Below are 15,592 nucleotides of genomic sequence, written 5' to 3' on the forward strand. Positions count from 1 at the left end.
GCGGGCGGTGCGGTGACGGTGAGCGCGACTACCGGACCCTGAGCAGGTCGGGAAGCTTGCGCATGTCGTGGAACACCACGGTGCCCGGACCGATGAGCCAATCGGCCGGCGTCACTCCCCCGGCGTACGCCAGCACCCGCATGCCCGCCGCCCGCGCGGCCTGCACGCCGGGGCGGCTGTCCTCGACGACCACGCAGCGCGCCGGGTCCGCGCCCATGCGCGCCGCGGCGTGCAGGAACAGGTCGGGCGCGGGCTTGCCGTTGGCGACCTCGGTGGCCGAGAAGATGCGGCCCTCGAAGCGCTCGTAGAGGCCGGTGATGCCGAGCGTGTTGCGCATCTTGTCGTGCCGGCCGCTGGAGGCCACGCAGGTCGGCAGCGTGATCGCGTTGAGGGCCTCGACGATGCCGGGCACCGGCACCAGGCCCGCCTCGTGCGCGGCGAGCTGGCGGGCGACGAACATCTCCGGCCACTGCGGCAGCGGCCGACCCAGCTTCTGCTCGATCACCGGCACCATCGAGGCCGCCGAGCGGCCCACGAAGTGCTCCAGGATCTCGTCGTCGGTCAGCGGCCAGCCCAGTTCGGCCAGCATCTGCGACGCCACCCGGATGGCGATGGTCTCGGAGTCCACCAGCACGCCGTCGCAGTCGAAAATGACAAGATCCACCGATTCGATCACGGCTGGACCCTACAGCCCGGTTCAACCGCCTCCCGCACCCCCACAACCCCGTCCCACCGGAACCTAAGCAACGAAGTTGTTCTGGACGAAGACGATGACCATCGCACCTTGCAGTGCCAACATCACGGTGGTGTACACGCGGTCGAAATGTACGTTGCGGCCCATCCTGGCCAGCACCATGAAGGCCACCGTGCACTCCAGCGCGTAGCGCCAGGTCGAGCTGAGCGGGTAGTGCATGTGGATGGGGTTCGACAGCGGCATCAGGATGATGATCGCCCCGAAGACCACCAGGTACGCGTGGTCCGCGCCGAGCTTCCACGGGCCGACCAGGGCCAGCACCAGCAGCACGAGCACGGCCAGGGCCGTGGTCAGGTTGACGATGTTGCGGACCGCGTCGGGGTGGTAGATCGAGTCGCTGCTGCTGATCAGCGCGACGACGTCGCCGATGACGGTCCACGGCGGGGTGAACCCCTCCCGGAACCAGGCCTTCTGCGCGTCCAGGAACTGCAGCGCGTTGCCGAAGGTCTGCCGGCAGTACAGCATGTACGCGCCCAACCCCGCCGGGATGAGGAGCACGGCCAAGGCGTTGCGATCGAGCCCGAAGCCGACCGGCCACGGCAGGATCCGCCCGTAACGCCGCTGCGACCGGAACGAGAAGCCACGCTGGCGCAGATACTCGTAGACGAACGCCGCGCCGAGCATGACGCCCGCCATCCGGGTGGCGCTGGCGTACCCGGCGAACATCGCCGCCCACCACCAGCGCCCGCGGCGCATGTTGTACAGCGACGCCAGCGCCAGCGCCACGAACAGCGACTCGTTGTACGCGGCCACCAGGTAGAACGCGGTCGGGAAGGCGAGCAGGTAGACCGTGGTGCGCCGGGCGTCGGCGGCCCCGATCATCTCGGTGGCCAGCCGGTGCACCAGGATCAGCGCGACCAGGCAGGCCAGCGCGCTGACGATGATGCCCGCCTCGAACGCGCCGCCCGGCAGCAGCGGGTTCGCCGCCCGCATCGCCATCGGGAACAGCGGGAAGAACGCGGTGCTGCGCGAGTCCGCCTCGTACCCGGAGTCCGCGATGATCACGTACCAGACGGTGTCCCAGTGGTTCCACGACTGGAGCAGCTGACCGAACGTCGACGGGACCGGCCCGGCCTTGCTCTCCAGCCCCTCGGTCGGCAGCCAGGCCACGGCGGTGACCAGGAAGTACGCCAGCAGCCCGGCGGCCCAGGTCGTGAACCCGGTGACCACCGAGGGCCGCCACCGCAGCCAGGCCGCCCGGCGGCCCGACGGCTCCACCGCGTCCGCCTCATCCGGTAGCGAAACAGGCGAATCGGTCAGATCGTCGGCAGGGAGAGCCGTGTCGCCTGGCGCGTCCGCGGGGCGGCGGCGCACCGGGACGAGCCCAGGTCCGGGGGAGTCAGACATAGGCAGGAATAGTAGTCGCGGGCGACGGAACTCACGGTGCCCTGCGTTCGGTGTCACCGGTGGCTGAGACACGGTACGGTTGTCCACCATGTCCGCCTTCACCCCCGGTCTGAAGCTGCACGACCGCTACCTGCTCGACCGCCGCATCGGCAGCGGCGGCATGGCGGAGGTCTGGCAGGCCCACGACCTCGTGCTGGGCCGCCCGGTGGCGGTGAAGGTGCTCGCCGGCCCGACCGCCGCCGACCCGGCCCTGCGCGCCGGAGCGCTGCGCGAGGCCCGCTCGGCGGCGCAGCTCACCCACCCGCACATCACCGCCGTGCACGACTTCGGCGAGGTCACCTTCCCCGACGGCCACGTCGAGCCGTATCTGGTCATGGAGCTGCTCACCGGCGAGTCGCTGGCCGAGCTGATGGCCCGCGGGCCGCTGGGCTGGGCGCGGGCAGCCACGATCGGCGCACAGGTCGCCGGGGCGCTGGCCGCCGCGCACGCCCGGGACGTGGTGCACCGCGACGTCAAGCCGGGCAACATCATGATCACCGCGACCGGCGCGAAGGTGCTCGACTTCGGCATCGCGGCGATGACCGGCCTGCCCGACGCGACCGGCGTGCTGGTCATCGGCACCCCCGCGTACGCGGCCCCGGAGCGGCTGCGCCAGAAGGCCGCCGACCCGGCCGCCGACGTGTACGCCCTCGGGGTCCTGCTCATCGAGATGGTGACCGGCCGCCGCCGCAACGGTATCGAGTCCTGGGAGCAGTTCGAGGCCGAGCACGCCCGTCCCCGGCCGCTGCCCGCCCTGCCCGGGGTGCCTGCGGCGATCACCGCGCTGATCGCCGCCGCCGTGGATCCCTCCCCCGCACGCCGCCCGCGCGCCGCAGACCTGGCCCACGCCCTGGGTGGCCTGTCGGCGCCGACCGCGTCCGCCCCGACGACCGGGTCCGCCCCGACGGCCGTCGCCGGGCCCAGCCCGACGCTGCTCGCGCCCACCGGCGGCGCGATCGCCGGCGCGGCCCGGGTGCCCGCTCCGGCGACCCGGGTGCAGGCTGCGCCGAAGGCCCGGCCCACGCCCCCGGTCCGGGTCAAGCGCAGCCGCAAACCGCTGCTCGCCGTGATGCTGGTGATGGCGATCATCCTGGTCAGCGGCGTACTCATGATCATGTCGGCGCTGCGCGAGCCGCTCGACGCGACCGCCACCCCGACCAGGTCGCCGAACCGGCCCGCCCGGACCACGGCGGCCCCCAAGCCCAGCCCGACCCCGGAGCGGGGCGGCCCGTTCCAGGCGGTGCAGCTGCTGTCGGACCTCAACGACGCCGTGCAGAAGCTGCGCGACACCGAGGTGATCACCCCGAAGCAGCGGACGGAGCTGACGAACGGACTCAAGAACATCTCCACGAAGATGCTCCAGGGCGACTGGGCAGAGGCGCGCAAGCGGGCCGAGAACCTGCAGAAGAAGGTCGAGGGCTGGGCCGCCGACGCCGAGGACGACGCCAAGGAGGCGTACGAACCGGTGCAGAAGCTGCTCGACGAGCTGGAAGAGCTCGCCAAGCGCAACAGCTGAGGCGGGCGGCCCGTCCCGGCTCAGCGGGGCAGCGCGCGCTGCAGTTCGGCCCGCAGCGCCGGGGTGAGGATCTCCCCGGTCTGCTTGGCCAGCCGCGCCATCTCGAAGCCGACCACGCCCAGGTCGGCGTCGCCGTCGGCGACCACCGCCAGCACCGAGCCGTCCCGGATCGCCATGGTGAGGTAGTAGCCCCGCCCCATCTCGATGACCGTCTGGCGCACCTCGTCGCCGTCGGACAGCTGCGCCACGCACCCGGCGATGCCGATCAGCCCGGAGGTGACCGCGGCCAGCTGGTCGGCGGTGGCCCGGTCGAGGTCCGCGGAGACCGCGACCACCAGTCCGTCCGAGGACGCGACGACGGCGTGGCGGGCCCCCGGCACGCGGTCGGCGAATCCGGCGACCAGCCAGTTGAGATCCTGGGCCGGTTTGCTGAGCGTCGCAGTGGTCATGGCTCCCCCTTGATGTCGTCCGGTGGCGCCGCCGCGCCGTCTCCGGCCTGGCCTCGCCGTACTCCCTCGTACAGCCGGGTCAGCGTGGCGGCCGTGGCCGCCGGGTCGGGCTCGCGCCGGCGCTGCGGAACGCGCGGCGCTTCAACGGGGGCCGGGCGCTGCGGTGCCGCGGCGGGCGGCTCCGGCGAGGCCGCGGGCTCGGCGAGCAGTGCGGTCGGCAGCTCGACGGCCGCGCGCACGCCGCCACCCGGGCACAGCGACAGGCCCACCCGCACCCCGTGCCGGGCCGCGAGATGGCTCACCACCACCAGGCCCATCCGCTCGCTGACCGCCACGTCGACCTCGGCGGGCACGGCCAGCAACGCGTTCGCCTCGGCCAGCGCCCGCTCGCTGAGGCCGATGCCCTCGTCGACGACCTCCACCAGGGCCCCGTCCGGCCGGGCCTGCGCGCTCACCCGCACCGCCGTGTGCGGGGCGGAGAAGGCGGCGGCGTTGTCCAGCAGCTCGGCGATCAGGTGGCCGATGTCGGCGGCGGCGTGCCCGGCGATGTGCAGCGAGTCGTCGACGTCGGCGCGGACCCGCTCGTACTGCTCGATCTCGGAGAGCGCGGCCAGCACCAGCGCCGCGAGCGGCACGCCCTCGCGCCACCGCCGGCGCGGCTCGGCCCCGGCGAGCACCAGCAGGTTCTCGTCGTTGCGGCGCAGCCGGGCGGCCAGGTGGTCCAGTTTGAACAGCGCCGCCAGCCGGTCGGGGTCGCGCTCGTCGCGCTCCATCTCGTCGAGCAGGCGCAACTGCCGCTCCACCAGGATCTGCGAGCGCCGGGCCAGGTTCGTGAAGATCCCGTTGACGGTTCGCCGCGAGCGGGCCTGCCGCAGCGCGAGCGCGACGACGCTGCCGCGGACCGCCGCCAGCGCTCCGCCGATCGCGGCGAACTCCTCGATCCCGGAGGCGGTGCCGCCCGCAGGCGCGGCCGGCTCCTCGGCGGCGGGTTCGCCGTCGCCGGTCCGCAACCGCTCGAAGGTGGCCGGAACGTCGTCGGCCAGGGCCTGCGCGTCGTGGCGCAGCGCCTCGGCGGCGGCCAGCAGGTCCCGGCGCGCGGCGAGGACGACGCGGACCAGCACGGCCATGGTCAGTGCCGAGCCGATCGCGATCACGGCCACCCACACCCAGGCGACGTCCGCGGCGTGCGCGGCCCCGTCGATCCCGAGCGCCGCCGACTCCCGCAGCGCCAGGGCGTCGGCGACGGCCCAGCCCAGCAGCACGCAGGCCAGCACCGCGAAGGCGACCGGCGGAAGGGTGACGGCGGTCGCGAGACGGGATCCCACCCGCCGCCCGCGCGTGTCGTCCGCCACCGGCCCCTCCCCTGCCTCGGCTGAACCACCGCCACCATTGGTGACTCGCGGTATGTTACCCGTCACACAATGAAAAGTGGATAGGTGAGCGCGAATGTGACACCCGGGCCGGTGGGGCTTCTGGACAGTCGCGCGCGACGCCGGTACGGTTACCGCCATGACTTCCAACCGCAACCTGTGGTGGCGCGCCCGACCGGCGGCCATCGACACACGCGGGTAGGCAAACCCACACCGCGGCCGCCTCGACGAGGCGGCCTTTGCTTTATCGGTCGCCCGGCGCACGGCCACCCGAACCGGGAGACCATCGATGAACCTGCTCCACGATCTGCTCGGCGCGCCCGACCCGGGCCCGTTCGCGCTGCTCCGACGCGAAGGTTCCGAGCACCTCGAGGTGCTGCGAGGTCCGCTGTCCACCGTGGCACGGCTGGCCGACATCCCCCTGCCCGAGCACGCGGACGGCGACGAGGCCGGTCCGCGCACCCTCGCCCTGGTGCCCTACCGGCAGCTCGCCGAACGCGGCTTCGACCGCATCGACGACGGCACCCCGCTGGCCTGCCTGACCGTCGAGTCGTACGACCGCATCCCGCTCGACGAGGCCCTCGCCGCGCTGCCGGACACCGTGCCGGACGTCACCGACCTCGGCTTCGACATCGACGACGCCGCCTACCGGGAACTGGTCGCCGCGGTGCTGCGCGACGAGATCGGCCACGGAGCCGGGTCGAACTTCGTCATCCACCGCACCGCCCGCGCCCGCACCGACGCCGACCCGCGGCTGCTCGCCGGGGGTGCGCTGCGCCGCCTGATCTCCGGCGAACGCGGCGTGTACTGGTCGTTCCTGGTGCACATCCCCGGCGAGCAGGGCCGCACGCTGGTCGGCGCGTCACCGGAACGGCACGTCAGCGTCGACGACGGCCTGGTGATGATGAACCCGATCTCCGGCACGCTGCGCCACCGCGACCTCGCGCCCGGCCTGGACGGACGCGAGACGCTGCTGAACTTCCTCAGCGACCGCAAGGAGATCAACGAGCTGTCCATGGTGCTCGACGAGGAGCTCAAGATGATGGCCGTGGTCGCCCAGCGGGGCGGCCAGGTGCTCGGGCCCTACCTCAAGCACATGACGCACCTCACCCACACCGAGTACCTGCTGGCCGGCCGCACCGACCTGGACGTGCGCGACGTGCTGCGGGAGACGATGTTCGCCCCGACGCTGACCGGCAGCCCGATCGAGAACGCCGCCCGCGTCATCGCCCGCTACGAGACCACCGGCCGCGCCTACTACGCCGGGGTGCTGGCGCTGCTCGGCCGCGACGCCGACGGCAAGCAGACCCTGGACGCGCCGATCCTGTTCCGCTGCGCCGACATCGCCGCCGACGGGACCATCGCCGTCAAGGCGGGAGCGACGCTGGTGCGCGACTCCACCCCGGACGGCGAGGTCGCCGAGACCCACGCCAAGGCGGGCGGCGTGCTCACCGCGCTCGGCCTGCGCACCGCGCCGGCCGTGCACTCCGACGCCGACATCAAGGACCTGGCCGCCGACCCGGCGGTACGCGCCACGCTGCTGGCCCGCAACGAGCGGCTGTCCCGGTTCTGGCTGGCCGAACGCGCCCCCGAGCCGGTGACCGGGCCGCTGGTGGGCCGCACCGCGCTGATCGTCGACGCGGAGGACACCTTCACCGGCATGCTCGGGCACGTGCTGCGCTCGCTGGGGATGCGGGTCACCGTCCAGCCCACCACGGCCCTGGGCGGGCTCAGCGCGTACGACCTGGTGGTGGCCGGGCCGGGCCCCGGCGACCCGGCCGACGACAGCGACCCGCGCGTGGCGACGCTGGGCCGGGTCGTGGAGGAGCGGCTGTCCCGCCGCGCGCCGCTGCTCGGCGTGTGCCTGGGCCACCAGGTGCTCAGCCGCCGCCTCGGCCTGCCGATGCACCGCCGCGACGTGCCCTACCAGGGCCTGCCGTGCGACATCGACCTGTTCGGGGTGACCCGCCGGGTGGGCTTCTACTCCACCTTCACCGCGGTCGCCCCGGCCGCCACCCTGCCGACGGCGTACGGCGACCTGCAACTGTCCATCGAGGACGGCACCGGATTCGTGCACGCGCTGCGCGGGCCGGGCTTCGCCGGGGTGCAGTTCCACCCCGAGTCGGTGCTCACCGAGCACGGTCCTGAGCTGCTCACCGAGCTGGTGACCGGCATCTTCACCCCGGCCGGGGTCGCCTGAGGCAGAGTTATCCACAGATCGCGTGAGGGGCGTTGTGCCGCCCCTCACGCGCTGCCACTCTCGATGGCGTGACACAGCTGACGAGTGATCCCGCGCGGACCCTGCGGCTCGCGGCGGACCTGGAATCCCTGGCCACGGCCCTGCACCGGACGCAAACGCCGCCGCCGGAACGTCCGTCCGGAATGGACTTCGCGGTCGCGACGGCCCATCTGGCCACGGTGCGGGCGGCGGCCGACGCGCTCACGGCGCTCGCCGACGGCCTGCTCACGGACGCCGACCGGCTGCTGCTCGTCGCGGCCACCCACCGGCGCGCCGAGGAGCAGTCCGCCGCAAACCTCGACCGCCTGCGCGAACCCGCCCACCTGAGGGGCATCTGGTGACCCGCCACGCGCCGTCGCGCCAGGGACGATGTCCCGGGTTCGCCGGGCGCGGAGCCTGCCCGCGAGGTGCGGGCCGTGCGCCGCGTCCCGCCCCGGCCCGCGCGCTGATCAGGCGGGTGGGCGAACAGCGGGCCCTGCCGCGGCCGCACACCGTGGTGGTGCCGGCGGAGAACGCAGATCCGGCACTGCGGTGGGGTGGCCGGTGAAGCCGGACGCGTCGGCGGAAGCGCCGGCGGTGCTGGTCATGGCCCTACCGCCGCTGTGGTCGCTGCCCGTGCAGGAGACGCCGCTGCTGGCCGCCGCGATGGGCTGGCGCTCCTGCGCCCGCGCGGCCGGGCAGACCGCCGACGGGCTCGCTGAAGCCACGGCCGCCAGAGCCGGATGGACCGGCGCCGACGCGGCGGCGTTCGAGGAGCGCCGCAGGCGTCTGGTCACCGGAGCCACGCTCGCGGCTGAGCTGGCCCTGGGGTCGGCCACCGCGCTGGAGGCGCTGGCCGGGCGGCTGTCGTCGGTACAGCGGCACCTGGACGAGTCACTGGCCCGGGTCGCGGCCGCGGTGCCGTGCCGGGGCGAGGAGGGCCGGGTCGTGTTCTTCGCGAGCGGGCCGGCGCACGCCGCTCGGGTCCACGCGGCCGCGGGCGAGGCAGCCGAGCTGCGCGGGGACCTGACGTCAGCGACCCGGCAGGCCGAAACCGCGCTGGCCGCCGCCACGGCGGGCTGGCAACGGCTGGCCACGATGTTCCCGCCCGTCGCCGCGCAGCCGACGCCGGAGCCGTCGGAGGCGGTCGTGGTGCGCGCCGACGGGGTGACGCTGGTGAACACCGGCGCGAACGACGACGATGTCGTGGTCACCGTCGATGCCTTCGGGCAGCCGCTGGTGCTGGTCGGCGGCGTGACGGTGGCCGCGGTGCCGGACGGGCGGCTGGTGCTGCGCACCGGTGCCGGAGACGACCGGGTGCGGGTCGAGCCCGCGGTCGCGGCGGTGGTGACGGTGCTCGCCGGGGCGGGCGACGACCTCGTCGACGGCGGGGACCTGCTGCACGGCGCGGGCGGCGCGGACACCCTGCTCGGCCGTGACGGCGACGACCTGCTGCTGGGCGGCGACGGCCGGGACTACCTCGACGCCGGGGCGGGAGCCGACACGGCCGACGGCGGGCGCGGCGACGACACCGTGTACGGCCTGAGCGGCGACGACACGCTGCGCGGCGGCACGGGCCGGGACCACCTGTCCGCCGGGCGCGGCGACGACCTGGTCACCGGCGGCGACGGCGATGACGTGCTGGTCGGCGGCGAGGGCGGGGACCGGCTCGACGGCGCGGCCGGGGTAGACCGCGCCTACCGCGACCTGGCCGACCCGGCGGGCGACGCCGAGTTCTCGCACGTCGCGCCACAGGTGACGCCCGGCGGCGGGATCACGGCCATCGGAACGCCCGAGTTCGCCGAGCGGATCGAATCCGATCTGGACCTGCTGCGCGCCTCACCGACCGGCCGTCGCATGCTGGCCGAGCTGGACACGGCCCTGGCGGCCGGCGACGGCTGGCTGCCCGGCGACGGGCCGGACACCCTGGAGGTCAGGGAGCTGCCGTTCGGCACGGCCAACGGCTTCGCGGGCGTCGTGCCCGGCGACACCGACCGGCACGTCATCGGATACGAGCCGGGTTTCCAGGGGCTGCCCGGCGACGCGCCGCCGGTCGTGGTGCTGTATCACGAGCTGGCGCACGTCTGGGACGACGTGGCCGGCCGCCAGCGCACCGGGGCGGGCTCGCGCGATGACGTGATGTGGAACGGCTCTGGCTGGGTGCCGGTGCCCGACCGGGAACGGGCGGCCGTCGGCCTGCCGATCGACGATGACGGGGATCCGACAACACCCGAACGGCTGGACCCGTTTCATCCGTACCCGCTGACCGAGAACGCGCTGCGCGATGAGCTGGGCGTATCCGCCAGGCAGACATACGGCACGCCACGCCGCCCTGCGTGACCTCGCCGCCACCGTCTGCTATGGAGGTCCAGCCGATTGCATCCGGACGCCATAGTTTGACACAGTGTGCGCGCGTTGATCGCAACGCGACGTTGTGGTGGTCAGGGGAGGAACAGTAATCATGATGGGTCCACAGCACGCGCTGTCCGGCGCGGCCACGTGGCTGGCCGGGTCCTGGGTGGCCGCGCAGTTCTTCGACTACCCCCAGTCGGCCACCACGATCGCCGTCGGCGCCGCGGTGTGCGCGGGTGGGGCGCTGCTGCCCGATCTGGACATGTCCGGCAAGGTGACCAAGGGCCAGGGCGGCTCGACCGTCTCCCGCAGCTTCGGCGTGGCCTCGCTGTTCGTCGCCGAGGTCATCGAGAAGATCTCGGTCGGCGTGTACACGGCCACCAAGTTGAGCAAAGATCCCGACCGCCACAACGGCCACCGCACGCTGACCCACACGCTGCCGTTCGCGGCGCTGATGGGCTTCGGCTCGATCTGGCTGTGCACCCGGTACGGCCGGTGGGCCGTGATCGGCATCCTGTTCTTCATGTTCGGCTTCGCGCTGCGCGGCCTGTTCGACAAGTGGGCCGACCGGGCCGGCTGGGTCATCGTGACGATCACCTCGGGAGCCGCGGCCTACTTCGCGTTCAACTTCCTGCCCAGCGAGAACCGCGGGTACCCGATGATCGGCCTGGCGGTGGGGGTCGGCTGCATCGTGCACCTGATGGGCGACATCGTGACCCGGGCCGGGGTGCCGATCCTGTGGCCGATCCCGACCGGTCGGCGCATGTGGCGCATGATCGGCCTGCCGGACACCTTCGCGATCGAGGCCGGCAGCAAGGTGGAGACCACCGTGCTGCGCACCGTCTTCACGGTGGTCTCGCTGGTCGCCGGTGCCGGCCTGCTGGCCCCCGCGCTGCTCAAGCGCTTCGACATCGAGATCTGAACCTCACTTCGCGTCGCCGTAGGAATCGACCACGGCGACGGTGAGCGGGAACCGCACGGGCGAGCTGCCGAACAGCAGCTCGCCCGTCGCTTTGGCACCGGCCTCCAGCGCGGCCACGACCAGGTCGGCCTCCCCCTCCAGGCAGTGCACGATGACCTCGTCGTGCTGGAAGAAGACCAGCTCGGCCTGGGTGTCCCAGAGCCGGGCGCGCAACGTGGCCAGCAGCGACGCGGCCCACTCCGCGGCGGTGGCCTGGATGACGAAGTTGCGGGTGAAGCGGCCCCGCGAGCGGCCCGACGCGCCCTCGTCGGCCCACGACGACTCCAGCGACGACGGCGGGCAGGTGCGGCCCAGCCAGGAACGCACCAGGCCGCCGGTCTCGCCGGTGCGCGCGGCCGCCTCGACGTACGCCCAGGCCTTCGGGTAGCTGCTGCGCAACGCCGCGATCGCGGGCGCGGCGGCACCGCCGGTCTGCCCGTACATCGCGCCCAGCAGGGCCAGCTTCGCGGCGGCGCGGTCGCCCTTGAACGCCTCGGCGGCCAGCACGGCGTAGAGGTCCCCGGCGGCCGCGGCACGGGCCAGTCCGGCGTCACCGGACACCGCGGCGAGGATGCGCGGCTCCAGCTGCCCCGCGTCGGCGACGACCAGCCGCCGGCCGGGTTCGGCGCGGGCCGCGCCGCGCACCGCCTTGGGGATCTGCAGCGCTCCCCCGCCCCGGGTCGCCCAGCGCCCGGTGACCACCCCGCCCGGCACGTACGCGGGCCGGAAACGCCCCTCCCGCACCCACTGCTCCCGCCAGCTCCAGCCGTGCGCGGTCCAGATCCGGTAGAGCTCCTTGTACTCCAGCAGCACCTCGATGACCGGGTGGTCGACCGCCTTCAGCACCCAGGACCGGGTGTTCGGCACCTCGATCCCGGCCCGGCGCAGCGCCTTGCGCAGCTCGGCGGGCGAGTCCGGGTGCAGGCCGGGGGCGTTCAGCAGTTCGGCGATCCGCCCCGACAGCTCGGCCAGCCGCCGCGGCGGCCCGCCCACCGGCGACGGCTCCCCCAGCAGCCCGACCAGGATCTCGTCGTGGGCACGGGCCTGCCAGGGCAGACCGACGTGCCCCATCTCGACCGCGATCAGCGCGCTCGCCGACTCGGCCGCCACGAGCAGCCGCATCCGCGCCGAGTGCTCGACGGCCGCGATCCGGGCGAGCTGGTCGCGGTACACCGCCGCCAGCGCGTCCAGCGGGTCCACGCCGTTCGGCACGGCCACCGGGGCAGGCGCGTCCCCGAACAGGGTGCCCTGCAGATCCCCGGGCGGCTGGGCCGGGCGGGCCGCCTGATCGGCGGGCACCGGCGCCCCGACCAGCCGCGCGTACGCCGCCGCCGCCGACCGCGGCTCGCCGTACCGCCCCGCGTACCCCAGCAGCAGCGTCTCGGCCAGCTCGACGTCATGGCACCGCCGGACCCGGACCCCCGCCTCCAGCAGCGGCCCGTACACCTGCTCCGTCGACCCCCACAGCCACCGCGGCCCGCTCACCCGCTCCCGGTCGGCGACGGCCGCGGCCAGATCACCCACCGCCTCGACGGCCCCGACCGGCTCCCCCGCGGCGTCCAGCGACCGCAGCAGCCCTCCGCCGCCGCCGTCCGCCACCACCGCGATCACCGCCACGCCGCCATTCTGCTGCCCCCACCCGACATCCCGAGCGAAGGAAGGGCACCTTCACATCGCCATGGGTTGTGGAAGGTGCCCTTCCCATCGCGCCTCGCCGACGCAGCCCCGGCCGCACCGTGAAGATCGCTGTTTCCGGTCATGATCTGGCGTCCGACCGCAGATCATGACCGGAAACAGCGATCATGGCCCCGTCACAGCCCACGCCCGGTCCCGGCGGACCCACCGAGCGAAGCGGCGCGGGTTGCGGCGCACAGCCCGGCATGCTGGTCAACACGGGCTTGCGGCGCAGCCCGGCGGCGGGACAGCGCGGCGGGCGGGGCAGCCCGGCAGACCGGGCTGCGCGGCGGGCGGAAGGCCTTCAGCGCCCCGGGACCGGAGATTCGGCCCCGGCCACGGCTCAGCGCAGATATATAGGACATATGACCGCATCGGAGCCCGTGTTCGACCGGATCGGCGCGACCTACAGCGAAGCCTTCGCGGACCGCCCCGGCCAGCTCGCCGCAGGCCGCTGGCTGCTCGACCGCCTCGCCGACCGCGAACACCCGCTCGTCCTGGACGTCGGCTGCGGCTCAGGCACCCCCACCGCCCGCCAACTCATCGACGGCGGCTGCCACGTCGTCGGCATCGACACCTCCCCGGTCATGCTCGAACTCGCCCGCCACACCGTCCCCGAGGCGATCTTCGTCGAACGCGACCTCTTCGACCTCGACGGCCTGCACCCCACCCAGCAGCGCTTCGACGCCGTCGTCGCCTTCTTCTCCCTGCTCATGCTCTCCCGCGCCGACATTGACAAGGCCCTGGAGGACATCCACCACGTCCTCGACCACACGGGCTACTTCGCCGTCGGCATGGTCGAAGGCGACTCCGACCACCTCATGCGCGACTTCCTCGGCACCCGGGTCCCCCTCACCGCCTACCCCCGCGAAGACCTGAAACATCTCCTCAACCGCCACGGTTTCACCGTCGAAGACCTGGTCACCGACCTCTGGGAACCCGCCCTCCCCACCGTGGACGCCCAACCCCAAACCCACCTCTACGCCTACTGCACCGTCGCCCGCCCATACTGAAAAGCGACGATCTTGCGTGGGTGACCCCCACGACACGCCTATGACGGACGCATCAGGGGCCACTCGCGCAAGATCGTCGCGATCTTGGAGCGAAGGGGTGGGGTGGGGTTACTTCACGGCGCCGGCGGTGAGGCCGGATTGGATCTGGCGCTGGAAGATGGTGTAGACGATGATCATGGGGATGATCGCGATGGAGAGGGCGGCGAAGAGGGCGGGCCAGTCGGCCTGGTAGCCCGCCGCCGTGGAGATGTTGGCGATGCCCTGGGTGAGCAGCCACTTCTCCTGGCCCTCGGCACCGCCGGGGAGCAGGGAGACCGGCAGGACGTACTGGTTCCACTGGCCGATGATGTTGAAGATCGTGATGCTGATCAGGCCTGGCTTGGCCATGGGCATCATGACCCGGAAGAACAGCTTCGTGTGTGAGGCGCCGTCGATCATCGCCGCTTCGGCGACCGCGTTCGGGAGGGTCTTGAAGAACGCGGCCAGGAAGAAGACGGTGAAGGGCAGTGAGTAGGCGATGTACACCAGGATCAGGCCGGTGTGCGTGCCGAGCAGGCCCAGCTCCTGCACCACGATGTAGAGCGGGGTGAGCGCCAGGTAGACCGGGAAGGCCAGGCCCGCGATGAACAGGAAGTAGATGAACCGGTTCCCGATGAACTCGTAGCGGGCCAGCACGTACGCGGCCATCGCGCCCAGCACCATGGTGCCGAAGGTCGAGACCGACACCACGAACAGGCTGTTCAGGAAGTACGTGCCGACCTTCGCCTCGGTCCAGGCGCGGGCGAACGAGTTGAAGTCCCAGTGGCTCGGCAGCGCGAACGGGTTGCCGATGAAGATCTCGGTGTTGGACTTGAACGCGGCCAGGAACGTGAAGATCAGCGGGTAGATGATCAGGATCGCCCAGACGGCCAGCGCGACGTGGGAAAGCTTGTTCAGGACGCCGGCGCTGGAGCGCTTCTCAGACTTGTTTGCCACGACAGACCCCGCTCAGTGCTCGACCGCGTTGCGCTTGCCGCCCCGCAGGGACAGCACCGCGAAGATGATGGTGAAGACGGCCAGCGCCACGCCGAGCGCCGACGCGTAGCCGTAGTCCGACTCCCGGATGCCCGACTTGTAGATCTGCACCGGCAGCACGGTGGTGGCCCCGTCCGGGCCGCCCTCGTCGATGGAGAGCACCATCACCAGGGCGAACGCGTCCATGGCCAGGATGCCCAGGTAAACCCAGGCGACCTTCACGGTCTCCATCAGCAGCGGGATGGTGACCCGGAAGAAGATGGTGACCCGGCTCGCGCCGTCCATCACGGCAGCCTCGTAGATCTCAGCCGGGATGCTGGACATGCCCGCGGCGAACAGCACCACGTAGAAGCCGACCGCCTGCCAGACCAGCACGCCGAGGATCGACCAGAGGCCGTACTCGGCCATGAACTGCACCGCGTCGATGCCGAACAGTTCGAGGAAGCGGTTCAGGATGCCGCTGCCGTCGGGGGCGTACACCCGGCCGAAGATGACGCCGACGATGACCACGGCCAGGACCTGGGGGAGGAAGAACACCACGCGGTAGAACTTCGACCCCCAGACCCCGGTCATGACGCCGCCGCGGGTGCCCCCGCCCATGTTCAACAGGAACGCGAAGAACAGGGCGAGGGCGATCGTGATCACCGGCAAGGTGACCAACAGGAAGACGTGGTGCTTCGCCGCCAGCCATACCTTGTCGTCGTCGAGGAGCTTCTGGAAGTTCTCCAGGCCGACGAAATCGAAATCCGGGGACAGACCGCTCCAGTTCGTCATGGACACCTGGACCGCCGCGGCGATCGGGCGCAGGACGAACATGCCGTACAGGGCGAGTGGGGCGATCAGGAACCCGATGACGAACGGGTATTTACCTTGCCGCATGATCAA

Annotated in this window: 13 protein-coding genes; 6 read left to right on the forward strand and 7 right to left on the reverse strand. The window is 72.5% G+C overall.

Features of this window, described 5'->3' with window-relative positions:
* Window positions 1-28 precede the first annotated feature (28 nt).
* Both AB0B35_RS01435 and AB0B35_RS01440 read right to left on the reverse strand, forming a co-directional pair.
* Window positions 29-676 carry an HAD family hydrolase gene (locus tag AB0B35_RS01435; RefSeq protein ID WP_361039325.1) on the reverse strand — a complete coding sequence of 216 codons (648 nt, stop codon included), beginning with the start codon at window positions 674-676 and terminating at the stop codon, window positions 29-31.
* Between the two features lie 63 nt (window positions 677-739).
* Complete coding sequence (locus tag AB0B35_RS01440) at window positions 740-2,101, reverse strand: mannosyltransferase family protein (protein WP_361039327.1); 1,362 nt, start codon at window positions 2,099-2,101, stop codon at window positions 740-742.
* 88 nt (window positions 2,102-2,189) lie between these two features.
* Here AB0B35_RS01440 and AB0B35_RS01445 point away from each other — a divergent pair, with 88 nt between their 5' ends.
* Window positions 2,190-3,656 carry a protein kinase gene (locus AB0B35_RS01445; protein ID WP_361039330.1) on the forward strand — a complete coding sequence of 489 codons (1,467 nt, stop codon included), beginning with the start codon at window positions 2,190-2,192 and terminating at the stop codon, window positions 3,654-3,656.
* A gap of 20 nt (window positions 3,657-3,676) precedes the next feature.
* Here the strand turns inward: AB0B35_RS01445 and AB0B35_RS01450 are convergent, their stop codons facing one another.
* Window positions 3,677-4,105: a roadblock/LC7 domain-containing protein gene (locus AB0B35_RS01450; RefSeq protein ID WP_203694514.1), complete on the reverse strand. Its 429-nt coding sequence runs from the start codon at window positions 4,103-4,105 to the stop codon at window positions 3,677-3,679.
* A complete protein-coding gene (locus AB0B35_RS01455; RefSeq protein WP_361039333.1) occupies window positions 4,102-5,457 on the reverse strand; it encodes an ATP-binding protein in 1,356 nt (451 codons plus the stop codon). Before AB0B35_RS01455 ends, AB0B35_RS01450 begins: the two co-directional genes overlap by 4 nt.
* 307 nt (window positions 5,458-5,764) lie before the next feature.
* Here AB0B35_RS01455 and AB0B35_RS01460 point away from each other — a divergent pair, with 307 nt between their 5' ends.
* From AB0B35_RS01460 to AB0B35_RS01475, 4 genes are all read left to right on the forward strand, one after another.
* The gene (locus AB0B35_RS01460; protein ID WP_361039335.1) at window positions 5,765-7,675 is read left to right on the forward strand and encodes an anthranilate synthase family protein; all 1,911 of its coding nucleotides are present in this window, start codon (window positions 5,765-5,767) and stop codon (window positions 7,673-7,675) included.
* A gap of 68 nt (window positions 7,676-7,743) precedes the next feature.
* The gene (locus tag AB0B35_RS01465) at window positions 7,744-8,055 is read left to right on the forward strand and encodes a hypothetical protein (protein ID WP_361039338.1); all 312 of its coding nucleotides are present in this window, start codon (window positions 7,744-7,746) and stop codon (window positions 8,053-8,055) included.
* A 202-nt stretch (window positions 8,056-8,257) separates the two neighbouring features.
* On the forward strand, window positions 8,258-10,033 hold the full coding sequence (locus AB0B35_RS01470) for a M91 family zinc metallopeptidase (RefSeq protein WP_361039340.1): 1,776 nt from the start codon (window positions 8,258-8,260) through the stop codon (window positions 10,031-10,033).
* Window positions 10,034-10,154: 121 nt separating this feature from the next.
* Complete coding sequence (locus tag AB0B35_RS01475) at window positions 10,155-10,967, forward strand: metal-dependent hydrolase (protein ID WP_203694519.1); 813 nt, start codon at window positions 10,155-10,157, stop codon at window positions 10,965-10,967.
* Window positions 10,968-10,970: 3 nt separating this feature from the next.
* On the opposite strand, the gene AB0B35_RS01480 is transcribed toward AB0B35_RS01475, so the two are convergent.
* Window positions 10,971-12,623, reverse strand: coding sequence for a bifunctional 3'-5' exonuclease/DNA polymerase (locus tag AB0B35_RS01480; protein WP_361039343.1), 1,653 nt, complete (start codon window positions 12,621-12,623; stop codon window positions 10,971-10,973).
* Between the two features lie 422 nt (window positions 12,624-13,045).
* On the opposite strand from AB0B35_RS01480, the gene AB0B35_RS01485 reads away from it, so the two are divergent.
* Window positions 13,046-13,693 carry a class I SAM-dependent methyltransferase gene (locus tag AB0B35_RS01485; protein ID WP_361039346.1) on the forward strand — a complete coding sequence of 216 codons (648 nt, stop codon included), beginning with the start codon at window positions 13,046-13,048 and terminating at the stop codon, window positions 13,691-13,693.
* A 108-nt stretch (window positions 13,694-13,801) separates the two neighbouring features.
* On the opposite strand, the gene AB0B35_RS01490 is transcribed toward AB0B35_RS01485, so the two are convergent.
* Together AB0B35_RS01490 and AB0B35_RS01495 are read right to left on the reverse strand one after the other, a co-directional pair.
* Window positions 13,802-14,668, reverse strand: coding sequence for a carbohydrate ABC transporter permease (locus AB0B35_RS01490; RefSeq protein WP_361039348.1), 867 nt, complete (start codon window positions 14,666-14,668; stop codon window positions 13,802-13,804).
* Between the two features lie 12 nt (window positions 14,669-14,680).
* The gene (locus tag AB0B35_RS01495) at window positions 14,681-15,586 is read right to left on the reverse strand and encodes a sugar ABC transporter permease (RefSeq protein WP_361039351.1); all 906 of its coding nucleotides are present in this window, start codon (window positions 15,584-15,586) and stop codon (window positions 14,681-14,683) included.
* Window positions 15,587-15,592: the final 6 nt, after the last annotated feature.

It is taken from the genome of Catellatospora sp. NPDC049133 (assembly GCF_040648455.1).
GTDB lineage: Bacteria > Actinomycetota > Actinomycetes > Mycobacteriales > Micromonosporaceae > Catellatospora > Catellatospora aurea.